Annotated in this window: 17 protein-coding genes; 9 read left to right on the forward strand and 8 right to left on the reverse strand. The window is 70.6% G+C overall.

The features are described from left to right. Window positions 1-10: 10 nt before the first annotated feature. The 6 genes from ACFWDI_RS24895 to ACFWDI_RS24920 all read right to left on the reverse strand — a co-directional run bounded on the left by ACFWDI_RS24895 (window position 11) and on the right by ACFWDI_RS24920 (window position 8,888). Window positions 11-1,405: an aldehyde dehydrogenase family protein gene (locus ACFWDI_RS24895; RefSeq protein ID WP_385306958.1), complete on the reverse strand. Its 1,395-nt coding sequence runs from the start codon at window positions 1,403-1,405 to the stop codon at window positions 11-13. Between the two features lie 100 nt (window positions 1,406-1,505). Beyond that, window positions 1,506-2,861: an ABC transporter ATP-binding protein gene (locus ACFWDI_RS24900; protein ID WP_385306960.1), complete on the reverse strand. Its 1,356-nt coding sequence runs from the start codon at window positions 2,859-2,861 to the stop codon at window positions 1,506-1,508. 53 nt (window positions 2,862-2,914) lie between these two features. Then, window positions 2,915-4,216 carry an MFS transporter gene (locus tag ACFWDI_RS24905; protein WP_385306962.1) on the reverse strand — a complete coding sequence of 434 codons (1,302 nt, stop codon included), beginning with the start codon at window positions 4,214-4,216 and terminating at the stop codon, window positions 2,915-2,917. Beyond that, the gene (locus ACFWDI_RS24910; protein WP_385306964.1) at window positions 4,216-5,691 is read right to left on the reverse strand and encodes a CitMHS family transporter; all 1,476 of its coding nucleotides are present in this window, start codon (window positions 5,689-5,691) and stop codon (window positions 4,216-4,218) included. Before ACFWDI_RS24910 ends, ACFWDI_RS24905 begins: the two co-directional genes overlap by 1 nt. Window positions 5,692-5,811: 120 nt before the next feature. Further along, window positions 5,812-8,073 (reverse strand): molybdopterin oxidoreductase family protein, encoded by a 2,262-nt coding sequence (locus ACFWDI_RS24915; protein WP_385306966.1) that lies wholly within the window; start codon window positions 8,071-8,073, stop codon window positions 5,812-5,814. A 188-nt stretch (window positions 8,074-8,261) separates the two neighbouring features. After that, window positions 8,262-8,888 carry a TetR family transcriptional regulator gene (locus ACFWDI_RS24920; protein WP_385307108.1) on the reverse strand — a complete coding sequence of 209 codons (627 nt, stop codon included), beginning with the start codon at window positions 8,886-8,888 and terminating at the stop codon, window positions 8,262-8,264. An 84-nt stretch (window positions 8,889-8,972) separates the two neighbouring features. Here ACFWDI_RS24920 and hmgA point away from each other — a divergent pair, with 84 nt between their 5' ends. The 3 genes from hmgA to ACFWDI_RS24935 all read left to right on the forward strand — a co-directional run bounded on the left by hmgA (window position 8,973) and on the right by ACFWDI_RS24935 (window position 12,554). Further along, on the forward strand, window positions 8,973-10,325 hold the full coding sequence (gene hmgA / locus ACFWDI_RS24925) for a homogentisate 1,2-dioxygenase (protein WP_385306968.1): 1,353 nt from the start codon (window positions 8,973-8,975) through the stop codon (window positions 10,323-10,325). 12 nt (window positions 10,326-10,337) lie between these two features. After that, entirely contained in the window at window positions 10,338-11,090 is a 753-nt protein-coding gene (locus tag ACFWDI_RS24930; RefSeq protein ID WP_327322523.1) for a GntR family transcriptional regulator, read from the forward strand. A gap of 294 nt (window positions 11,091-11,384) precedes the next feature. Next, complete coding sequence (locus ACFWDI_RS24935; RefSeq protein WP_385306970.1) at window positions 11,385-12,554, forward strand: type ISP restriction/modification enzyme; 1,170 nt, start codon at window positions 11,385-11,387, stop codon at window positions 12,552-12,554. Here the strand turns inward: ACFWDI_RS24935 and ACFWDI_RS24940 are convergent. Further along, window positions 12,536-13,261 carry a TetR/AcrR family transcriptional regulator gene (locus ACFWDI_RS24940; protein WP_385306972.1) on the reverse strand — a complete coding sequence of 242 codons (726 nt, stop codon included), beginning with the start codon at window positions 13,259-13,261 and terminating at the stop codon, window positions 12,536-12,538. The two genes, ACFWDI_RS24935 and ACFWDI_RS24940, sit on opposite strands and share 19 nt — an antisense overlap. A gap of 64 nt (window positions 13,262-13,325) precedes the next feature. On the opposite strand from ACFWDI_RS24940, the gene ACFWDI_RS24945 reads away from it, so the two are divergent. From ACFWDI_RS24945 to ACFWDI_RS24955, 3 genes are read left to right on the forward strand one after another with little or no spacing between them, the layout of a single operon-like run. After that, on the forward strand, window positions 13,326-14,264 hold the full coding sequence (locus ACFWDI_RS24945; protein ID WP_385306974.1) for an ATP-binding cassette domain-containing protein: 939 nt from the start codon (window positions 13,326-13,328) through the stop codon (window positions 14,262-14,264). Further along, on the forward strand, window positions 14,261-15,043 hold the full coding sequence (locus ACFWDI_RS24950; RefSeq protein ID WP_385306976.1) for an ABC transporter permease: 783 nt from the start codon (window positions 14,261-14,263) through the stop codon (window positions 15,041-15,043). The genes ACFWDI_RS24945 and ACFWDI_RS24950 overlap by 4 nt, the downstream gene beginning before the upstream one ends. Window positions 15,044-15,092: 49 nt before the next feature. Beyond that, entirely contained in the window at window positions 15,093-16,289 is a 1,197-nt protein-coding gene (locus tag ACFWDI_RS24955) for a CaiB/BaiF CoA transferase family protein (RefSeq protein ID WP_385306978.1), read from the forward strand. 37 nt (window positions 16,290-16,326) lie between these two features. On the opposite strand, the gene ACFWDI_RS24960 is transcribed toward ACFWDI_RS24955, so the two are convergent. Further along, window positions 16,327-16,590: a hypothetical protein gene (locus ACFWDI_RS24960; RefSeq protein ID WP_327322529.1), complete on the reverse strand. Its 264-nt coding sequence runs from the start codon at window positions 16,588-16,590 to the stop codon at window positions 16,327-16,329. Window positions 16,591-16,848: 258 nt separating this feature from the next. On the opposite strand from ACFWDI_RS24960, the gene ACFWDI_RS24965 reads away from it, so the two are divergent. Genes ACFWDI_RS24965 through ACFWDI_RS24975 form a run of 3 tightly spaced genes read left to right on the forward strand, consistent with a single transcriptional unit; the run spans window position 16,849 to window position 21,740 of the window. Further along, window positions 16,849-18,378 carry a DUF4331 domain-containing protein gene (locus ACFWDI_RS24965; protein WP_385306980.1) on the forward strand — a complete coding sequence of 510 codons (1,530 nt, stop codon included), beginning with the start codon at window positions 16,849-16,851 and terminating at the stop codon, window positions 18,376-18,378. 57 nt (window positions 18,379-18,435) lie between these two features. Beyond that, a complete protein-coding gene (locus tag ACFWDI_RS24970; protein WP_385306981.1) occupies window positions 18,436-20,181 on the forward strand; it encodes a hypothetical protein in 1,746 nt (581 codons plus the stop codon). Further along, window positions 20,178-21,740, forward strand: coding sequence for a nickel transporter (locus tag ACFWDI_RS24975; protein WP_385306983.1), 1,563 nt, complete (start codon window positions 20,178-20,180; stop codon window positions 21,738-21,740). The genes ACFWDI_RS24970 and ACFWDI_RS24975 overlap by 4 nt, the downstream gene beginning before the upstream one ends. The last annotated feature ends 34 nt before the right edge of the window (window positions 21,741-21,774 follow it).

Genomic DNA, 21,774 nt, shown 5'->3' on the forward strand with positions numbered 1-21,774 from the left:
GGCTCCCGGCTCAGAACTGGAGGGACTTGGTCTGAAGGTACTCGGACAGACCGTGCGAGCCGAGCTCGCGGCCGACGCCGGACTGCTTGTAGCCGCCGAACGGTGCAAGGGGGTTGAAGCGGCCGCCGTTGATGTCGACCTGTCCTGTGTCCATCCGGCGCGCGAAGGCGACGGCCTCCGCCTCGTCGCCGGCCCAGACCGCGCCCGCGAGACCGTAGACGGTGCCGTTGGCGATACGGAGCGCGTCCTCCTCGTCCTCGTACTTGAGTACGGAGACCACCGGACCGAAGATCTCCTCCTGCGCGATGGTCATGTCCTCGGTGACATCGGCGAAGACGGTCGGGCTCACGTAGTAGCCCGTCTCGTGCGGGGCATCGGGGCCGCCCGCGACCAGGCGGGCGCCCTCGGCGACGCCCTTCTCGATATAGCCGCGTACGCGCTGCTGCTGCTTGGCGTTGACCAGCGGGCCGACCCGCTCGCCCGGCACATACTTGGCGACCGCGGCGGCCGCGAGCGCGACCGCCTCGTCGTACTGGTCCTTGTGCACCAGCATCCGGGTCCAGGCGCTGCAGGTCTGGCCGGAGTTGGACATGACGTTGGCGATGCCGACACTGACGGCCTTGGCCAGGTCGGCGCTCGGCAGGATGACATTGGCCGACTTGCCGCCGAGCTCCAGGGCGACCCGCTTGACAGCGGCGCCGGCCGTCGCGCCGATCTGCTTGCCGACCGCGGTGGAGCCGGTGAAGGAGACCAGGTCGACACCCTCGTGCGCGGCGAGTGCCTGGCCGGCGACCGGGCCGAGGCCGGTCACCAGGTTGAACACTCCGGCGGGCAGGCGGGCCTCGTGCGCGGCCTCGGCGAAGAGCTGCGCGGTCAGCGGGGTGTCCTCGGCCGGCTTGAGTACGACCGTGCAGCCCGCAGCGAGGGCCGGGGCCACCTTGGCGACGACCTGGTGCAGCGGGTAGTTCCAGGGCGTGATGGCGCCGACCACACCGACCGGCTCCAGCAGCACGGTGGAGTTGCCGATCTTCTCCTCGAAGGAGTAGGAGGCGGCCAGTTCCGCGTACGAGCCGGCGACCAGGACCGGCACTCCCGCGTGGACCATCTGCGAGAGGGCGAGGGGTGCGCCGAGTTCGGCGGTGACCGTCTGGGCGATCTCGTCCTTTCGGGCCACGAGTACGTCGCGCAGCGCCGCGATCCGCGCCGCGCGTTCGGCGGGCGGGGTGGCGGCCCAGGCCGGGAAGGCCTCGCGGGCGGCGCGTACGGCGGCGTCGACATCCTCCGCCGTACCGGCCGGGACATGGGCGATGACCTGCTCGTCCGCCGGATTCACCACCGCGATCGTGTCGGGTCCGGCGGCCGGCCGCCACTGGCCGCCGATATACATGCCGTCGTGAGCCTTCATCGCACTCCTCCAGAACCTGCGGTAGTCGTCCGGACCCCAAACTAGCGGTGTTAGTTTTTGGGCGCCAGGGGCACCCGGGGTGAGGAGACCGCCGCAGGTGTCAGGCGTCCAGCCCGAGGAGGTCGGGGGGAGCGGGACAGATCCGTCGTCCTTGGTGGTCGAAGACGTAGAGATGCGCGAGGTCGACCAGGAGCGGCACCTGCGCGCCGGTACGCAGCCGGACGTCGGGGCCGGTCCTGACGACCAGGTCGCTCACGGAACCGGCTTGACGCTCGTACGCGGGAGCGGCGGGCTCCGGTGCCGGTTCCGGGTCGTCGAGCACCACGACAGGACCCGAGACATGCGCGGCCGCACGCTCCTTCAGCCAGGTCAGGACGCTCGGGCCGCCGCCGCTTCTGCCCCGGCGCCGGCGCGCGGTGGGCTGCGGCTTGGGCGACTCCAGATCGGCCACCACCGCGGGCTGCGATCCGGTCTTGAAGTACACCAGCGCTTCGTGCCCCTGGTACTCCATGTGCTCGACGATCCCGGTCAGCGCGACCTCGCCGGGGCGCGCCTGGCTCGGCGGAGCGATCCGGGTCGCCTCGGAACGCAGGCCGACGATGATCTGCCGGCCCTGCTGGATACGGAGCAGCTGGTGGTCGATGCTGAGGGGCTCGGGCAGCGGCAGCCGCTGCTTGCCCAGGTCGATCGACATACGGCCGTCCAGCGGCGCGTACACGACGGCCTGCAGCAGGTTGATGCGCGGGGTGCCGATGAACGCGGCGACGAAGACATTCTCCGGCAGGGCGTAGGTCTCGCGCGGAGTGCTCACCTGCTGCAGCACGCCACCCCGCATCACCGCGACCCGGTCGCCGAGCGACATCGCCTCGGCCTGGTCGTGCGTGACATAGACGGTCGTCACGCCCAACTCGGCGGTGAGCTGCGAGATTTCGGCGCGCAGATGGTTGCGCAGCTTGGCGTCGAGGTTGGACAGCGGCTCGTCCATCAGGAAGACGGACGGCCGCCGGGAGATGGCCCGGCCCATCGCGACCCGCTGGCGTTCGCCGCCGGACAGCTGGTTGGGATAGCGGTCGAGGACGTCCTCGATACCGAGCATCCGGGCGGTGGCCTCGACCTGCGGGCCGCTGTCCAGGCGGGGGTTCTCCAGTCGCAGCGGGAAGCCGATGTTCTCGCGGTTCGTCATGCTCGGATACAGCGCGAAGTTCTGGAACACCATGGCCATCGCACGGTCGCGGGGCGGGATGTGGTTGGCGTACTCGCCGTCGAGCAGCAACTCCCCCTCGGTGATGTCCTCGAGGCCGGCGATCATGCGCAGCACGGTCGACTTGCCGCAGCCCGAGGGGCCCAGCAGCACCACGAACTCTCCCGGCTCGATGTCGAGGGAAAAGCGTTCGACGGCACGGGTGGCGCGTCCGTACCTCTTGCTGACGCTGTGCAGTGAAATGGCGCGACTCATATGGTTCCGCCAGGAGAAGAGGAGGAGCGACTGAGACGCCTGAAACTAGCCGACTACTCCCCGTCGGGGAATGTTTCGCGCGAAGGTTGGGGGTGGGCTCTTTGTACGGAGCCGTCCGTCACCAGGAGACGACCTCGGCCATGGTCTCGTCCGTCGCGAACCCCGGTCTCCGCCGGGTGGGTTGACCGCCGGGCGCCCAATCCGGCCGCGACCAGCAGAAGCGTGCCCAGCATGACGAACGGCGCGGCCGTGCCCGCGATCCCCGCGACCAGTCCGGCGGAAGCGGGAGCGGCGACCTGGCCGAGGCGGTTTCCGGTCAGCCTCAGGGCGAGTGCGGTTGAGCGCGCCTCCTCCGGGGCGGCCTGGACGACCGTCGTCATCGACAGCGGCTGACCGACGCCCAGGCAGAAGCCGAGGACAGCGAGCATCACGGCGAGCGCCCAGACCGGGACGGGCAGCGCGATGCCCGCGCACAGGAGACCGCCGAGCAGACAGGTCACGGTCATCAGCATCGTACGGCCCAGCAGCCGGATCATCGGCGTCATCACAAGGCGGCAGGCGACGGTCGCCGCCGCGCGCAGGCTCAGCAGCAGACCGATGGTGGCGGGGGCGATACCGCGGTGCTCGCCGATCACCGGCAGATAGGCCGTGAGGATGTCGGTGGCCGAGAGCACGGCGAGGCTGATGAAGATCCCGGCAGGTACGCCGCGGGTGCGCAGAATGCGGTGTACGGGGACCTTGGACCGCGGTTCGCGGGCCGGCCGGCCGGTGCTGCGGTGCTCGATGCGCCAGAGCGAGGTGAAGGAGACGGCCGCCACGGCCGCCGAGACGACCAGGGCGAGTGCGCTCGTACGGCCCATGGCGCCGTCCTGTTCGGAGACCAGGAACCCGGCGGCGATCGGTCCGACGAGCTGGCCGAGCGAGGCGCCGATGGTGAAGTGCCCGAAGTTGCGGTCCTGTTCGTGCGGGGCCGACTGGCGGGCGACGATCGACTGGGCACCGATGACGAAGCAGAGATGGCCGAGGCCCATCACTCCGCTCCAGGCCGCCATCGCGGCAAGTGAGACCGCCGTACCGCTGAGGGCACACCCGCCGGAGATCAGGACGACACCGATGGGCAGCAGGGGTGCACACCGCCCGTGGTCCGTCCTGCGCCCCAGCGGTACGGCGGCGAACAGGGGAAGCAGCGCGTACACGCCCGCGATCACACCGATCGCGCGCTCGTCGGCGCCCAGGGCAAGAGCCCGGTAGGAGACGGCCGGCCGTGCCATCGACACCGCGCCCTGCGCGAAAGCGAAGGCGATGACGAGGCGCAGCAGCCAGCTCCTGCCGGGCTCTTGAGAAGCAGGCACCATCAGATGATGCCGAAGAGGACTCCGGCACCGAGCACCACCAGTGAGGTGAGCGCGGCCCATTTGACCGTGAACCTGGTGTGGTCGCCGAACTCGACCTTGGCCATGCCGACGAGGACGTACACGGCGGGGACCAGCGGGCTCGACATGTGCAGGGCCTGGCCGACCAGCGATGCGCGGGCGATCTCCAGCGAGGAGACGCCGTGCGCGGAGCCCGCTTCGGCGAGGACCGGCAGAACGCCGAAGTAGAAGCCGTCGTTCGACATGAAGTACGTGAGCGGGAGGCTCAGCAGGCCGGTGACGATGCCCATGTGCGGGCCCATGCCCTCGGGGATGGCGCCGACCAGCCAGTCAGCCATGTGCTTCACCATGCCGGTGCCGGTGAGGACGCCGGTGAAGACGGCGGCGGCGAAGACCATGCCGGCGACGTTGAGGACGTTCTCGGCGTGGGCGGCGACCCGGGCCTTCTGATCGGCCATATTCGGGAAGTTGACCGTGAGGGCGAGAGCCGCGCCGAGGAGGAAGAGCACCGGGATGGGGAGGTACTCCATGATCATGGCGGCGAGGAGGGCGACGGTGAGCCCGGCGTTGAACCAGTAGAGCTTGGGGCGGAGGGTGACGCGGTTCGGGTCGAGTCCCTGGAAGCCCTCGTCGTCCCCGTCGTTGTCGTCGGTCCCGTCCTTGCGGTCGTCTGCGTCAGCCTTCGCGGGTTCGGCGTCGGCGCCCGTACCGGTGCCACCGGTGAGGCTCTTCTTCGTACCGTTGCCGGCGCCGCCGCCCGACGTGACCAGCACAGCCTCGGTCTCGGTCTCGGTGTCGCTCTCGGTGGCGGTCTCGGTCCCCAGCACGTCGTCGAGGGTGAGCACACCGAGGCGCTTGCGCTCGCGCCGGCCCAGCACATAGGCGAGGACGAAGACGAAGAGCAGTCCGACGCCGAGCGCCGGGATCATCGGGACGAAGATGTCGGCCGCGTCCACCTTCAGCGCGGTCGCCGCACGGGCGGTGGGGCCGCCCCAGGGCAGGGTGTTCATCACGCCGTTCGCCGTGGCGGCGACACCGGTCATCACGACCAGGCTCATCTTGAGGCGCTTGTAGAGCGGATACATCGCCGAGACGGTGATCATGAAGGTGGTGGAGCCGTCGCCGTCCAGCGAGACGATGGCGGCGAGCACCGCCGTACCGACCACGATGCGCAGCGGGTCCGCCTTGCAGAAGCGCAGGATGCCGCGGACGATCGGGTCGAAGAGGCCGACGTCGATCATGACGCCGAAGTAGACGATCGCGAACATCAGCATCGCCGCGGTGGGGGCGAGATTGCCGACGCCTTCGATGACGTAGTCCCCGAGGTGCGCGCCCTTTCCGACGAGTACGCAGAAGAGTGCGGGGATGAGGACCAACGACGCGATCGGCGACATCTTCTTCATCATGATCAGGACCAGGAAGGTCGCAATCATGGCAAAGCCGAGGATTGTCAGCATGGGGGACACCTAACGTTCATCCTTGAACTCCCACCGGAGCGGCGGTTCGGATGACGTTAGGTGGCGCCAATTGCCGTTAACAAGATGTTGACGCGTGAGCAATACGAGCAAAACCCCAGGTCATCGCGCAGGTGATAGTTCGACCGGGAAGCCGTTGAGCACAGCGGTGCCGGACAGCGGGTCGAGCCGCGAGCCGTCGAGCAGCTGATTGACATTGACTCCGGGACGCGCGGCAGCCACCGACATCCGGGTGCCGGGCCGGTCGTGTCCCCAGCCGTGCGGCAGGCTCACGACTCCGGTCCGTACCGTGTCGGTGATCTCCACCGGCGCCTCGAGCTCTCCTCCGTCCGCACCGATACGGACCGGGGCGCCGTCCTCGAGACCCAGCCGGGCCGCGTCGATGGGATGGATCTGGAGGGTGCACCGGTTGGAGCCGCCGTTGAGCGTGGCGACGTTGTGCATCCAGCTGTTGTTGGAGCGCAGATGGCGGCGGCCGACGAGGACGAGTGTGCCGGGCCGCTCGTCGAGGGCGCGCCGCAGCCTCGGCAGATCGCCTGCGACGGGTTCCGGCAGCAGCTCGACGCGTCCGCTGCGGGTCTTGAGGATCTGCGGGAGGCGGGGCTGCAGCGGGCCGAGGTCGACGCCGTGCGGGTTCTGGAGGAGATCCTCGAGGATGAGGTCGTACGGCCCCATGCGCAGCATCAGGTCGAGGCGTCGCTCGGGTCCGGTGCTGCCGATGAGCAGACGGGCCAGGTTCTCGGGGTCTCCGCCGTGGAGCGGGGAGTGCGGGTCGGCGACGGCCTTGGCGAGCGAGCTCTCGATGACCATGTCGTCGACGGCCGACGGGGCGGCGCCGTGCATGCCGGCCACGGCGAGCACCAGCCGGGCCTGGATCTCGCACTCGCCGAGCCTGCCCTCCTCCAGAGGGACGACCGCCGGGCTGTAGCGCGCCTGGTTGCGTACGGCGAAGTTGTTGAAGGAGAAGTCGAAGTGCGCGCTCTGGGAGGGCGGCGGCGGGGGCAGCACCACATCCGCGTGCCGGGACGTCTCATTGAGATACGGGTCGACGCTGACCATGAAGTCGAGTTCGGCCAGCGCGCGGTCGAGGCGGTCGCCGTCGGGGGCGGAGAGCACCGGGTTGGCGGCGATGGAGATGACCGCGCGGATCCGTCCGTCGCCGGGGGTGTCGATCTCCTCGGCGAGCGCTGCCATCGGCAGTTCGCCCTTGGCCTCGGGGTGGCCGCTGACCCTGCTGGCCCAGCGGCCGAGCGTGAAGCCCTTGCCGGGGGCGGCGGGGCGGGGGGCGCGGTCGGTGGCGGCGAGCGGGAAGAGCGCGCCGCCGGCGCGGTCGAGATTGCCGGTCAGCACATTGAGCACGTCGACGAGCCAGTTGGCGAGGGTGCCGAACTCGACGGTGCTGCTGCCGACGCGGCCGTATACGGCGGCGGTGGGTGCGGCGGCGAGCTCGCGGGCGATCGTACGGATCTCCTCCGCGTCCATGTCACAAGTGGCGGCGACCGCTTCCGGTGTGAACTCCGCTATGGCTTCCCGGAGTTCATCGAGGCCCTCGACCTGCGCCTCCAGCGTCCCGAGGTCGGTGAGCTTCTCCTCGAAGAGGACTTGGGCGAGGGCTGCGAGCAGCAGGGCGTCAGCGCCGGGCCGGATCGGGACGTGCCGGTCGGCGAGCTGAGCGGTGCGGGTGCGGCGCGGGTCGACGACGGTGAGTGTGCCGCCGCGCTTGCGGAGTGCCTTGAGCTTGCCGGGGAAGTCGGCCGCGGTGCAGAGGCTGCCGTTGGAGTCGAAGGGGTTGGCGCCGAGGAGCAGCAGATGGTCGGTGCGGTCCAGGTCCGGGACGGGGATGGCGATGGCGTTGCCGAAGAGCAGTCCGCTGGAGACATGCTTGGGCATCTGGTCCAGGGTGCTGGCGGTGAAGAGGCTGCGGGTGCGCAGCAAGGAGAGCAGTACGGGGGGATAGAGGGCGCCGGCCATGGTGTGGACGTTCGGGTTGCCGAGGACGACGCCCACGGCGTTCGGCCCGTACTCCTCGATCAGCGGCCTGATCCGGGCCGCGACCTCGTCGAACGCTTCCTCCCAACTCGCCTCCCTCAGCTCGCCGTCCTTGCGCACGAGGGGGGTGCGCAGCCGGTCGGGGTCGCCGTCGAGCTCCCCGAAGGACGCGCCCTTGGGGCAGATGAAGCCATGGCTGAAAACGTCGTCGCGGTCTCCGCGGGCACCGGTGACACGGGTGCCCTCGATGGTGAGGGTCAGCCCGCAGGTGGCTTCGCAAAGGGGACAGACGCGCAATGCGGTACGGGCCGCCTCGGGCGGTGCGGCAGGGGTGCTGTCCGTCGGTGCGGTCTGGGCGGCATTGGTGCGGGACATGGGCCCTCCCCGGGGCGACGGCGGTGGCGCGCGATTCAGGGCCGAGCATACCGACCGGTATGCATGAGCGGGAGGGGTCTAGCCGTGTACGCCCTCCGGGCGTGTCCTCAATCGCCGGACGGGCTGGTTTTCCAGCCCCTCCGAAGATGGAGGAGCGGGTCCGGAGCGGAGCCCCTGGACAGCAGCCGTCAGTCCAGCAGCCTCGCCAGATACGCGCGCAACAGCTCCCGCGTCTCCCCCACGATCTCCTCGTCCCCCGCCGGGTCCACCCGGAAGGCGAGTTGCAGAAGCGCGTCCGCCGCCTCGACGGAGACCAGGACCGTCCGGCGCAGCTCGTCGTCGGCACCGCGGCCCAGATGACCGGCAAGCAGCTCGGCGAGACGGTCGGCGACCTGGTGGTTCGCCCCGGTCGCGGGCGTGCCGACCGGGATCTGGGAGCCGAAGTCGATCAGCGCGAACCCGGGGACGGTCCGCTTCATCTCCAGGTACTCGTCGAGTACGACATCGAGGACACCGCGCCAGTCGGCCGCCGGGAGCGAGGCGAGACGGCCGCCGATGCGCTCGGCGTAGCTGTCCAGATTGCGGTGCGCGAGGGCATCGGCGAGGGCGCGCTTATTGCCGAAGAAACGGTAGACGGAGCCGATGGGTACACCGGCTCTGGCAGCCACCGCGCGGGTGGAGAGGTCCTCGTAGCCGGTCTCGTCGAGGAGTTCGGCGCAGGCGTCCAGTATCCGGGCGAGCCGATCGGCGCTGCGCTGCTGCACGGGCATACGGCGGAGATGCGGGGCGGGGCCGGCGTGGGACACGCGGTCCATCATGCCGCCCTGTTCCCGTTGACGGGGGCGGCCCTGCAATCCTACGGTGATGCATAGGAATCCTTCAGCACCGGGGAGCGGACGATGAGCGGCATCGAGCAGGCGCGGAAGACGGCCGAGAGTCTTGGCCACTCCCCCGGCTTCGGCAATGAACACACTTCCGAGGCTGTGCCGGGCGCACTGCCGCACGGACGCAATTCGCCGCAGCGCGCGCCCCTCGGGCTGTACGCGGAGCAGCTGAGCGGCTCGGCGTTCACCGAGCCGCGCGCCCACAACCGCCGCTCATGGCTGTACCGGATCCGCCCCTCCGCGGCGCATCCGCCGTTTGTACGCATCGACAACGGCGGGCTGCGCAGCGCACCCTTCACCGAGTCCGTGCCCGACCCGAACCGGCTGCGCTGGAATCCGCTGCCGGAACCCGCGCCGGGAACGGACTGGCTGGCCGGTCTGTGGACACTCGGCGGCAACGGCGACACGACCCAGCGCACCGGCATGGCCGTGCACCTCTACCACGCCAACTCCTCCATGACGGACCGGGTGTTCAGCGACGCGGACGGAGAGCTGCTGATCGTGCCCGAGCGGGGTGGGCTGCTGCTCCGTACGGAGCTCGGGCTGCTCGCCGCCCGGCCCGGCGAGGTCGCGCTGATTCCGCGCGGGGTCCGCTTCCGGGTGGAGCTCCTGGACGAGAGCGCGCGCGGATATGTCTGCGAGAACTACGGGCAGCCTTTCCAGCTGCCGGATCTGGGGCCGATCGGTGCGAACGGACTCGCCAACGCCCGGGACTTCCTCGCGCCGGTGGCGGCGTACGAGGACGAGGAGCGGCCGGTGGAGGTCGTCAACAAGTTCTGCGGGAACCTCTGGGCCGCGACGTACGACCACTCGCCGCTCGACGTCGTCGCCTGGCACGGCAACCACGTTCCGTACGTCTACGATCTGCGGCGCTTCAATGTGCTCGGCACCATCAGCTACGACCACCCGGATCCGTCGATCTTCACCGTGCTGACGTCGCCTTCGGACACGCCTGGGCTCGCGGGTGTCGACTTCGTGGTCTTCGCGCCGCGCTGGCTGGTCGGCGAGGACACCTTCCGGCCGCCGTACTTCCACCGCAATGTGATGAGCGAGTACATGGGGCTCATCGAGGGCGCATACGACGCCAAGGCGGAGGGCTTTGTTCCGGGAGGCGGGTCGCTGCACAACATGATGTCCGCCCACGGGCCGGATCGTGAGACCTTCGACCGGGCCAGTGCTGCCGAACTGAAGCCGCAGAAGATCGACGACGGGCTTGCGTTCATGTTCGAGACACGGTGGCCGGTGACGGCGACCGGGCAGGCGATGAGCGCGGGGCATCTGCAGACGGGATACGACGACGTGTGGCAGGGGCTCCAGCGCCATTGGGGATCTGAGGGATACTCCCCCAGAAATGACAGCCGGTCCTGATACGGAGTCCCCGTGACCTCCTCCTTCGCCCCCGACTCGCTGGTCCTGAACCGCAAGCTGCCGCTGTGGTACCAGGTCTCGCAGTCGCTGCGTGCCTCGATACTCGGCCGAGCGCCCGAGGCGTCGCTGCGGCTGCCCACCGAGGAGCAGCTCGCCGCGCACTACGGCGTCAGCGTGCTGACCATGCGCCAGGCCCTCAAGGAGCTGGAGGAGGAGGGCCTGATCAGCAGGCACCGGCGGCGTGGCACATTCATCGAACCAGGGGCGTGGCGGGGTGCGCCGAGGCGTCTGCTGGGCTCGATCGACGCGATCGTGGCCCAGCAGTCGGGCGAGCGGACGACGATCCTGGGGCACGGGCCGGAGCCGGTGCCGGGCGAGCTCGCGGAGTACTTCCCACAGGCGGCGGAGGTCGTGATGTACAGGCGGCTGCGCTGCGACGGGGAGAGCGGTGAGCCGACGAACTGGGCGGAGAACGCGGTCCGCTCGGATGTGGCGGCAGGGCTCGACCCCGCCGACCTGGAGCGCTGGCCGATGACGAAGGTGCTGCGGGATGTACGGGGCGTGCGGATCAGCAGGATCACGGACACGGTGGAGGCACGGCTGGCGGATCCGCCGACGGCGGAGCTGCTGAGGGTGCCGTTGCTGAGCCCGATCCTGCATTACACGGGGGTGACGTACGACGAGGGCGGGCGGGTGGTGGATGTGGCGCGGATCCGGTACCGGGGGGACAGGTTCTCGTTCTCGGTGACGGTGGACGCGGATTGATCCTCACGGGGGGCGGTCGGTGCGGGGCGCCGGGGGCGCGGGGGCGCGGGGTGCGGGTCTTTGGTCCCTTGGGGGCAGACCAGTCCGCTCGGGCGCAGGTGTGGGCCCTTGGTCGCTGGGGGGCAGCCGGGTCCGCCAGGCGCGGGTGCGGGCCGCTCCGGGGCTCGTGTCCTGGACTGCTTTCCTCACCGCGCTTCGCGCGAGTTGCGACGCTTTACGTCCAGAACACGACCCCTGCGGGCGCGACTACCATTCCCCGCGGTACGGGCCCATGGTGAGGGGGAGGATGTCCGCATGCCGATGCTCGATGAGCTGATGCCCTGGAGCGCGCCTCCGTTGCGGCTGGGGCGCGAGTGGGTGATGGCCCCGGATGCTGCCTCCCTCAGGGCGCGGTGGGATGTTCTTGTGGGGGCCGAGGCCGACGAGCGTGACGCGTTGTTCGGGTGCACCCGGGCGCGTACGCCGCGGAGTGCCGTCAGTCAGTTGCCCGGCCAGTCCACCGGCACCGGCAGGTTGGTCCGGGAGGACGGGCGGTGTCCCGCGCCGGTTCGGGTGTTGCACGGGGCCTTCGACGAGCAGTGGCTCATACCCGACCACCGGCTGATCGACGTGGCTCGCCCCGAGTTGTGGCGCGTCGCCGACCAGCAGCAGGTGTTCGTCGTCGAGCAGGGGTACGTGACAGGTGCGCCGGAGGGCGCGGTGGTGGTGTCCGCCTTGCTGCCGGACGGGCGCTCGCCTGCCGGGAGGCCCGGGCGGATCCGGCCGCTCTACCGGCGGCCCGGTGGGCTCGAGCCCAATCTCGCGCCGGGGCTGCTGTCCGCGCTGAGGTCCGCGTACGGGCGCGAGGTCGACGCCGACGAGGTGGTCGCCTGGGTTCTCGCCGTCGCCGAATCGGCGCCCGCCGGATGTGTGGTGCCCCTGCCGGCCGACCCCCAGGTGTGGCTGACCGGCGTGGAGCTGGGGCGTCGGATCATGGAGATCCAGCTGCGCGGGGCCCGTGGTGGAGCGCGGCCGCGGCTGCCCGGGGGACGTAGACCGTACGTCCGTGCCGCCGTGCCCGCCCGGCCGGGTGCGATCGGCTACGACGCGGAGGAGGAGGTGCTCAGTCTCGGCGACGGGCGCATCTCACCCGTGCCACGTGAAGCCTGGGAATTCGAGGTCTCCGGCGTACGCGTGCTGGAGCTCTGGTTCGAGCGCCGGACCGGCGGGGCCGAGGCCGGCACGCTGGACGCGATACGGCCCGCCTCGTGGCCGCAGGAGTGGACCTCCGAGCTGCTGGAGCTGATCACCGTGCTGGCACTGCTGGGCGAACTGCGGGAACAGCAAAGGGAGTTGAAGGTAGGGGCGGAGATCACCCGCGACGAGCTCGGGAGTGTGCTGCCGCCGTCCGCCGCGGCTCGGCGGCCCGCCTCCGTGCTCGACCATCACGAAGAAGGACCGGAGGGTCAGTTCGCCTTGCTGTGAGGGTCGAATGAGTCCAGGACCCGGGTCAGCACGCGGTCGAAGACCTCGTCCGGGTCGATCGGGCCGACGCCCTCGCCGAGTACGGCCGCCAGCCGCGGATACGCGCCGCTGGCGACCTCGCGGGACAGATACGCGCCGCGCACCGCCTGCTCCTGTTCCTCGGACCACGGGAGCCCGCGACTGCGCTCGGCGATGGCCAGTTCGTTGGCCACCGACGTCATGACCGAGCCGTTGACCGTCGCGATCAGCTCCATCTTGGTGCCGTACGGCGCGTCGAGACCGTCCAGGCAGCGGAGGCAGGACTCGAGATAGCGCAGGGCGTTGGGGCTGAAGCCGTAGACCGTCGACATGAGCCGGGGCAGCCAGGGGTGGCGCTGCATGATCGCCCGGGTCTGGCGGGCGAGGGCCAGCATGTCCGCGCGCCAGTCGCCGCTGGACTTGTCGGGCAGTTCGTACTCACCGCTGACCGCGTCGACCATCAGCTCGTACAGGTCTTCCTTGCGCGGCACATAGTTGTAGAGCGACATGGTGCCGCAGCCCAGCTCGCCCGCCACCTTCCGCATGGAGACCGCGTCGATGCCGTCCGCATCGGCGATGCGCACGGCCGCCGTCGCGATGTCGGCGCGGCTGTACGCCGGTTTCGGGCCACGGCCCGTGCGCTCGGGGCGCGCCCAGATCACTCCCGGTTCGGCCGCTCGGCCTGCCATGGATTCATCACCTCGCCCACCATCCTAGTTACGTACAGCGTACGCAGTGGGGTAAGGTCGCACCATGACAACTACGTACGCTGTACTTAGTGAAGGTCTGAAGAAGCGGTTCGGTCAGGTCCACGCGCTGCGCGGGCTGGATCTCGCTGTGCCGGAGGGCACGGTCTGCGGGGTGCTGGGGCCCAATGGCGCCGGAAAGACCACTGCCGTACGGGTGCTGACGACTCTGCTCACGCCTGATTCGGGCACCGCGCGGGTCGCCGGGCACGATCTGCGGCGCGATCCGGCGGCCGTGCGTCGCCTGATCGGCGTCACCGGGCAGAACACCTCGGTCGACGGCGATCTCACCGGCGCGGAGAATCTGCGGCTGTTCGCGCGGCTGCTGCGGGCGCCCAGGTCTCGTGCGGCCGAATTGCTGGAGCAGTTCGAGCTGGCGGATGCCGCGGACCGTCCCGCCCGCACGTACTCGGGTGGTATGCGGCGCCGGCTGGATCTCGCGGCAAGCCTGATCGTCCGGCCGCAGGTGCTGTTCCTGGACGAGCCGACCGCCGGTCTCGACCCGCACAGCAGGGGCGAAATCTGGGACGTCGTAAGGGAGTTGGCGCACGAGGGCACCACCGTGCTGCTCACCACGCAGTACCTCGAGGAGGCCGACCGGCTGGCCGACGACATCGTGCTGATCGACGAGGGCCGGGCCGCCCACCACGGCACGCCCGCCGGTCTCAAGGCCAGGATCGGCAGTTACGCGGAGGTTGTCGTCGGACATGTCTCGGGGCTGCCCGCCGCCGCGGCCGTGCTCGACCAGCTGACCGGCTCGGAGCCGGTCCTCGACGCGGAGAGGCACACCGTGGGGGCGGTCACGACCGACCCGACGCTGACCCTGCCGCGCATCGTCCGCGAGCTGGACGCGGCCGGTGTCCTGGTCGTCGACGCCAGTCTGCGCCCGCCCACGCTGGATGAGGTCTTCCTCCGCCTCACCGACCGCAAGGAGCTCGTCGCATGAGCGCGATCGTCTACGACAGCACTGCCGTACTCGGCCGCCATCTCCGGCGAATCCGGCACGCGCCCGCCATCATGGTGATGACGCAGACGATGCCGATCGTGTTCCTGCTGTTCTTCGGGTATGTCTTCGGCAGCGCGATGGCGATGCCGGGCACGGAGTACCGCGCGTTCCTGGTGCCCGGACTGCTGGTGGCGACCGCGGCGAACGGCATCATGACGGGGATGTTCGCCGCCGCCCAGGACTCCCACCGCGGAGTCATGGACCGCTTCCGCACTCTGCCGATGAGCCGGACCGCGATCCCCCTCGGGCAGGCCGTCGCCGATCTGCCGGCCACCGCCGTCGGGATGGTTCCGCTGCTGCTCGTCGGCCTCGCGATGGGCTGGCGGATCGAGGGGAGCCCGCTCGAAGCGATGGGCGCCTTCGGGCTGTTGCTGCTGTTCCGCTTCGCGACCACCTGGATCGGGATCCTTCTCGGCCTGGCCTCGCGGAGCGAGGAGGCGGCCGGCCAGCTGGGCGGCGCGACGTTCATGCTGCCGCTGCTGTCGAACGCGTACCTCCCGACGGACAATCTGCCGGCCTGGCTGCGTACGGTCGCCGAGTGGAACCCGATCTCCGCGGTGACGGCGGCGGTACGGGATCTGTTCGGCAACGCCCGGCCGCCGGCGGACGCGGCCTGGCCGGTGGCCCATCCGGTCCCCGGAGCGCTGTGCTGGTCGCTGGCGCTGCTGGCGCTGTTCCTGCCGCTCGCCGTACGCCGTTTCGCGCAGAACGACCGGTGAAGGGTCCGGGGGTGACAAAGGTGGCCCGTACACGATAGGTACGGCTGTCATGAACCATCAGCCCCTTCCGCTCGACGGGATCACGGTCGTCGCCGTCGAACAGGCCGTCTCGGCGCCCTTCGCCACCCGCCAGCTCGCGGATCTCGGCGCCCGCGTCATCAAGATCGAGCGTCCGGACGGCGGTGACTTCGCGCGCGGCTACGACACCGCCGCCCGCGGGCTCGCCTCGCACTTCGTCTGGTGCAACCGCGGCAAGGAGTCCCTCGCCGTCGATCTCAAGGACCCGCGCGGCATCGACATCGTGCGGCAACTCGTCGCGGACGCCGATGTGTTTGTGCAGAACCTCGCTCAGGGCGCGGCCGCGCGGCTCGGCCTGGACGCCGCCACGCTGTGCGCGGCGCATCCGCGGCTGATCGCCGTGGACATCTCCGGCTACGGCGCGGAGGGGCCCTACGCGCACAAGCGGGCGTACGACATGCTCGTGCAGTGCGAGGCGGGCCTGGTGTCGGTGACCGGGACCGCGCATCAGCCGGTCAAGGCGGGCATTCCCGCGGCCGATATCGCGGCGGCGATGTACGCGTTCTCCGGTGTGCTCGCGGCACTGCTGCGGCGGGCCACCACGGGCCGCGGCGGTCCGGTGGAGATCTCCATGCTGGAGTCACTGGCCGAGTGGATGGGGCATCCGCTGAACTACGGGATGCACGGAGGTGAAGCCCCGGCGCGCGCCGGGGTCGCGCACGCCGTCATTTCGCCGTACGACGCCTATGCGACGGCCGACGGCGGACAGGTACTGCTGTCGGTGCAGAACGACCGGGAGTGGCGGCGGCTGGCCGAACAGGTCCTCGGACGGCCCGAGTTGGGCGAGGATCCGGTCTTCGCGACCAACACCGCCCGTACGGCGAACCGCGCGAGGACGGATGCGGTGGTGACCGAGGCGCTGGCGGAGCTGGGCACTCAGGAGGCGATCGGCCGGCTGGAGGCGGCGGGCATCGCATGTGCCCGGCTCAACAGCGTGGCGGATGTGGCCGGACATCCACAGCTCGCGGCGCGGGACCGGTGGCGGGAAGTGGAGTCACCGGTCGGACCGCTGCGGGCTCTGCTGCCGCCGATCACCCTGCCGGGTGGAGCGGAGGCACGGATGGGCGCGGTTCCCGCGCTCGGCGAGCACACCGACGCACTGCTGAAGGCCCTGGGGATGACGGATGAGGCTACAGCGGCGCTGCGCCGGGACGGTGTGATCGCCTGAGCGCGTTCGCGTACGAGCTGACGTCCTGGTGGTCGGGTCAGCCGCGGCTGCCGAAGAGCGAGCGACGCAGCCGCCGGAGCGGTGCGAAGAGCGACACCCGCGCGCTCTTGCTCTTGCGGGTGTGCGCGACATCACGCGAGGTGAGCTCGAGCATCAGCGACGTCGCCTCGGCTGCCTCGTGCTGCGGGACGGCAGGGCCGCCGAGCACAGCGAGATGGCGGTCGAGACGCGTGCTGGTCGCACTGCTCCCACACGTGATCGCAGGCACTCGTGGCCTGCTGCGCACCGTTATCTGTTCCATGTCACTCCCCACCCGTACGAGGGCACCCGGCCCGGGCAGGTTAACCCTATCGCTCCATCGTGACACTCGTGTATTCCGGCCACGGAATTCACCACACCTGTACGAAGGTTGACGAATAATCACCGAATGCATCTGATTCCAGGGCGAGTTGGACAGTTCGTCAGCGAAAAAATTCTTGCCCCGTCGACCAATCCGAACGGCCCTCCGCACCGAATGGCTGGCATCGAAGCACGACCAGCACTCGCGAAGGACGGTTCGATGACCGCAATCAGCAGCAGCGGGCGGCGGGGGTTCAACAGGCTCGCCGCACTCACCTGCGTGACGCTGGCCTCCGGAGCCCTGGTGGCCTCCGGCCTGACCGGCGCCGAGCCCGGGACGGCCCGGGCCTCCAGCCACCGCGAGGCCCCGCTGATCTCCGGACAGCCCCAGTACGACAACACCGACGTGTACGCGTTCGTCAGCCCCGACAAACCGGACACCACCACGCTCGTCGCCAACGTGCTGCCGTTCCAGGAACCGGCCGGCGGCCCGAACTTCTTCAAGTTCGCCGACGACGCCCAGTACGACATCCACATCGACAGTGACGGCGACGCCCAGGGTGACCTGATCTACCGGTGGACCTTCAAGGACCACGTCAAGAACGGCAATACGTTCCTCTACAACACCGGTCCCGTCACGTCGCTCGACGACCCGGACCTCAACATCACGCAGACGTACGACATCGAACTGCTGAGGCTGAAGAACCAGCATGTGATGCACACCACGAAGATCGCCGACGATCTGCCGGTGGCACCGTCGAACGTGGGCAAGGCCTCCATGCCGGACTACCAGAAACTGCGCGACCACGCCGTGCGCCAAATCCCCGGCGGATCCACGGCGTTCGCGGGTCAGGCGGACGATCCCTTCTTCGCCGACCTGCGCGTCTTCGACCTGCTCTACGGCGCCAACCTCTCCGAGGTCGGCAACGACACGCTCAAGGGCTACAGCGTCAACTCCATAGCGCTGCAGGTGCCGACCGCGTACATCCAGCAGTCGGAGAAGCAGCCGATCGTCGGCATCTGGTCGACCACCCAGCGCAAGAGTGCGAGCGGTCACTGGACCCAGGTGTCCCGCCTCGGTATGCCGCTGGTCAACGAGGTCGTCATCCCCGTGAAGGACAAGGACAAGTTCAACGCGTCCCACCCGTGGAACGACGGTGACTTCCTCAAGTTCGTCACCCAGCCCGAGCTGCCGAAGCTGATCGAGGGCATCTACAAGATCAAGGCCCCGGCCGAACCGCGCAACGACCTGGTCTCGGTGTTCCTGACCGGCGTCGACAAGCTCAACAAGCCGCCGCACGTCCGCCCGGCGGAGGCGCTGCGGCTCAACACCTCCGTCCCGCCCACGGCCGAGCCCAAGAGGCTTGGCGTACTGGACGGCGACAACGCCGGATTCCCCAACGGGCGGCGGCTGACGGACGACGTTCTGGACATCGCGCTCCAGGCCGTCGAGGGCGAACTGCTCGGTCAGAAGAACGACTTGGGCGACGCGGTCAACGAGAACGACCAGAAGTTCGGCCACTCCTTCCCGTACCTGGCACTGCCGACGTCCGGCTCCCGTGGCCCGCTGGCCAAGGGCGCCGGGACCAAGGACGCCGCGGGCAACCTGCTCACCGGAGGGGCCGCCTCCAGCAGCGACGACACCAGCACGACGCTGATCGCCACGTCGGTCGCCGCGGGTGCGGGAGTGCTGCTGATCGCCCTGGGCCTCAGCTGGTGGCGGATGCGGCGACGCAACCAGTACAGCTGAGCCGGCCGGCACCCACCGGGCCGCCTCGACGCATCTACGAACGGAAAGGGCAGACAGATGTCCCTGCGAAGGGCGCGAGCAGGAGCGGCGCCGCCGCTCCCCGGCAATCCTGCTCCGTCGGGGCGCATAGGTCCCCGGCTCGCCGGCCGGGCCACCCGGCACGGCGAGGCGGGCACGCCGGGCGGGCTCGACGCGGCGACACCGGCCGTGCTCGACCCCGTGGTGCCGGGCGGGCATGACGACGACCCGGCGTCGGCGCCGGGGAGTCGGCCGTCGATACTCGCCCGCGCCGGGGCGAGGCTCGCGCACCGCTCCGTCGGAAGCCGCGAAGCGGGCGGCCCGGCCGGGCCCGGCCCAAAGACGTCGGGCGGGCATGCCGAGACGGCGCTCGCCGACGGCTCCGGCGGGAGCCGCGAAACCGGCGCCTCCGCCGGGCCCGGGGCCGGCCCGAGGGCGGCCGGGGCCGGGGCGGCCGGGGCCGGGCGGGTCCGGGGAGTTCTCCTGCCCGCCGGGGCGCTCGCGCTCGTGCTCACCGCGGGCGCTCTCGCCTTCGGGCAGGCGGACGAGGCGCCCCCGACCGCACCCACCGCCGCGCCCGCGGCAGACGCGCCGTTCGACCGGATCGCCACCGGTGACCTCGCGCACGGGGTCGCCGGCCTCCAGGCGCATCTGCGGGCCCAGCCCAAGGACGCCCGGGGGTGGGCGACCCTGGGCACCGCCTATGTGGAGCAGGCCAGGACCGGCGGCGACCCGACCCGGTATCCGCAGGCCGGCAAGGCGCTCGACCGCTCCCTCGCTCTCCAGCCGCAGGACAACGACGCGGCGCTTGCCGGTCGCGCCGCGCTCGCGGCGGCGCGGCACGATTTCCACGGCGCGCTGCGGGACGCGGAAGCGGCGCTGAAGGTCAATCCCTTCAGCGAGCGGGCTCTCGCCTCCCGGATCGACGCCCTCGTCGAACTGGGCAACTACCCAAAGGCGTTGGCGGCAGCCGAAGAGGCCGACGGCCGCCGCCCCGGCATCCCCGTCTTCACGCGCTATGCGTACGTCCTGGAGCTGCGCGGCGACATCGCCGGCGCGCGCCGGGTGCTCGGCCGCGCACTCGACTCGGCCGTCTCCCCCGGCGACACCGCGTATGTGGCCACCGCTCTCGGCCAACTGGAGTGGACCCAGGGCGCATACGCTCCGGCGCTGCGCCGGTTCGCTACCGCACTGGCCGCCGATCCCGCGTATCTGCCCGCCCTGGAGGGCCGGGCCCGCATCCAGGCCGCGCAGGGCGACACAAAGACCGCCGAGCGCGGGCTCGAAGACGTGGTGGAGCGGCTGCCGCTGCCGGGTCAGCTGGTGGCGCTCGGTGAGGTGTACGAGGCCCGCGGACGTACGGCCGAGGCCCGCGCCCAGTACGAACTGATCGGCACCTGGACCGAGTTGGCCCGCGCCAACGGCGTGGACACCGATCTGGACACCGCCCTGGCTCTCGCGGACCACGGCGACCGGCCCGAGGCGCTGCGCGCCGCACGCGCCGAGTGGAAGCAGCGACAGACCGTGCACACCGCGGACGCCCTGGCCTGGGCGCTGCAGGTGAACGGCCGCTCCACCGAGGCCCTTTCGTACGTCGGGAAGTCCGCACCGCCCGGCTGCCGCAACGCGGTGTTCCTGTACCACCGCGGCATGATCGAACGCGCCGCGGGCAAGACCGCGGCGGCCCGGACCTCCCTCGCAGCCGCCCTGAAGGTCAACCCGGGCTTCTCACCGACCGGTTCGCGTGCGGCTCGTGCCGCACTGAAGGCACTGGAGGCGTCATGAGGAGGCGTACCACCGTCGCCGGCGCGGCGGTGCTCGTCGCCGGGGCGGCGCTCGCGCTGCTGCCCGCGGGGACTGCCGCCGCGCACCCTCTGGGCAACTTCACGGTCAACCGGTACGACGGGCTTCTCGTCGCCCCGAAGCTGCTGAGCATCGATCATGTCGAGGACCTCGCGGAGATACCCGCCGCCCAGGCGCGTTCCAAGATCGACCGGGACGGCGACCGGAAGATGTCCACGGATGAACTGTCGGCGTGGGCACAGGGCCGCTGCCGGGACGCGGCGCAGGACAGCCAGGTCACCGTCGAGCGACAGACGACTGCGCTCACATCCGGCGCGAGCCGCGCCGAAGTACGCCCCGGACAGGCCGGGCTGCCGACGCTCCGCGTCGAGTGCAGGCTGACGGCCGCACTGCCGGAAGGGCGGCAGACGATCGCCTTCCGAGCGCCGGGCGGCGACAAGGGTCCGGGCTGGCGGGAGATCACGGCCCGCGGGGACCGGATGACGCTCGCCTCCTCCGACGTGCCGAAGGCAACGACGTCACGGCGGCTGACGGTGTACCCGAACGGCCAGCTCTCCTCGGCGCCGGACCAGAGGGCGGCCGAGCTCTCGGTCACTCCGGGCGGCGCCCCGGCGGCGGCGGACCGACCCGGGGAGGCGGTGGCCCCGGCCTCCGTACTGCCGCGCGGCGCGGATCGCTGGACACAGGCGCTGACCGGGCTGGTGGCCCGGCGCGAACTGACCGCGGGATTCGCCGCGCTGGCCCTGGCGACCGCGTTGCTGCTCGGTGCGCTGCACGCGCTCGCGCCGGGCCACGGCAAGACCGTGATGGCGGCCGCCGCGGCGGCCGGCGGACGGAACTCGCTGCGCGACGTCCTGTCGCTGGGTGCGTCGGTGACGGTCACGCACACGCTCGGAGTGTTCGCGCTCGGCGCGCTGATCGCCGCGGGCTCGGCGGCTGCGCCGTCGGTGGTGGCGTGGCTGGGCGTCGCGAGCGGAGTGCTGGTGGCCGTGGCGGGAGCGGTACTGGTGCGCAGAGCCTGGCGGAACCGCGGTCATGCGCACGGACACAGCCACGGACATGGTCACGGACACAGTCACGGGCACGACCACGCGCACGAGCACGGCGACGGACATACGCACTCGGCCGAGCACGGACACGGCCATGGGCACACGCACGGACACGGACACAGCCATGGCCACACCCACGACCACCGCACGCTGAGTCTCCGCTCCACCCTCCTGCTCGGCTTCGCCGGCGGACTCGTCCCCAGTCCCTCCGCCGTCGTCGTGCTCGTCGGCGCCGCCGCTCTGGGCCGCGCCTGGTTCGGTCTGCTGCTCGTCCTCGCGTACGGCGCCGGCCTCGCCCTCACCCTCACCGCCGCCGGCTTCGCAGCCGTCCGGCTGGGCGACCGGGCCTCCCGCCTTCTCCGCGAAAGGAGCCTCCGCAAGGGAAAGATGTTCTCCGCCGTGCAGCGCGTACTGCCGCTCGGCACGGCGTGCGTGGTACTCGCCCTCGGATGCGGATTGGCGCTCAAGGGGGCGGCAACAGCCCTTGCGTGAGCTAACTTGGGGTAGTTGCTCTGCTACGGATGGG

Source organism: Streptomyces sp. NPDC060064, assembly GCF_042736455.1.
Classification (GTDB): domain Bacteria; phylum Actinomycetota; class Actinomycetes; order Streptomycetales; family Streptomycetaceae; genus Streptomyces.

Excerpts from the sequence above, each read along its gene's own strand:
- ACFWDI_RS24895 (WP_385306958.1), bottom strand. The coding sequence starts at position 1,405 with ATGAAGGCTCACGACGGCATGTATATCGGCGGCCAGTGGCGGCCGGCC.
- ACFWDI_RS24900 (WP_385306960.1), bottom strand. The coding sequence starts at position 2,861 with ATGAGTCGCGCCATTTCACTGCACAGCGTCAGCAAGAGGTACGGACGC.
- ACFWDI_RS24905 (WP_385306962.1), bottom strand. The coding sequence starts at position 4,216 with ATGGTGCCTGCTTCTCAAGAGCCCGGCAGGAGCTGGCTGCTGCGCCTC.
- ACFWDI_RS24910 (WP_385306964.1), bottom strand. The coding sequence starts at position 5,691 with ATGCTGACAATCCTCGGCTTTGCCATGATTGCGACCTTCCTGGTCCTG.
- ACFWDI_RS24915 (WP_385306966.1), bottom strand. The coding sequence starts at position 8,073 with ATGTCCCGCACCAATGCCGCCCAGACCGCACCGACGGACAGCACCCCT.
- ACFWDI_RS24920 (WP_385307108.1), bottom strand. The coding sequence starts at position 8,888 with ATGGACCGCGTGTCCCACGCCGGCCCCGCCCCGCATCTCCGCCGTATG.
- hmgA (WP_385306968.1), top strand. The coding sequence starts at position 8,973 with ATGAGCGGCATCGAGCAGGCGCGGAAGACGGCCGAGAGTCTTGGCCAC.
- ACFWDI_RS24935 (WP_385306970.1), top strand. The coding sequence starts at position 11,385 with ATGCCGATGCTCGATGAGCTGATGCCCTGGAGCGCGCCTCCGTTGCGG.
- ACFWDI_RS24940 (WP_385306972.1), bottom strand. The coding sequence starts at position 13,261 with ATGGCAGGCCGAGCGGCCGAACCGGGAGTGATCTGGGCGCGCCCCGAG.
- ACFWDI_RS24945 (WP_385306974.1), top strand. The coding sequence starts at position 13,326 with ATGACAACTACGTACGCTGTACTTAGTGAAGGTCTGAAGAAGCGGTTC.
- ACFWDI_RS24950 (WP_385306976.1), top strand. The coding sequence starts at position 14,261 with ATGAGCGCGATCGTCTACGACAGCACTGCCGTACTCGGCCGCCATCTC.
- ACFWDI_RS24955 (WP_385306978.1), top strand. The coding sequence starts at position 15,093 with ATGAACCATCAGCCCCTTCCGCTCGACGGGATCACGGTCGTCGCCGTC.
- ACFWDI_RS24960 (WP_327322529.1), bottom strand. The coding sequence starts at position 16,590 with ATGGAACAGATAACGGTGCGCAGCAGGCCACGAGTGCCTGCGATCACG.
- ACFWDI_RS24965 (WP_385306980.1), top strand. The coding sequence starts at position 16,849 with ATGACCGCAATCAGCAGCAGCGGGCGGCGGGGGTTCAACAGGCTCGCC.
- ACFWDI_RS24970 (WP_385306981.1), top strand. The coding sequence starts at position 18,436 with ATGTCCCTGCGAAGGGCGCGAGCAGGAGCGGCGCCGCCGCTCCCCGGC.
- ACFWDI_RS24975 (WP_385306983.1), top strand. The coding sequence starts at position 20,178 with ATGAGGAGGCGTACCACCGTCGCCGGCGCGGCGGTGCTCGTCGCCGGG.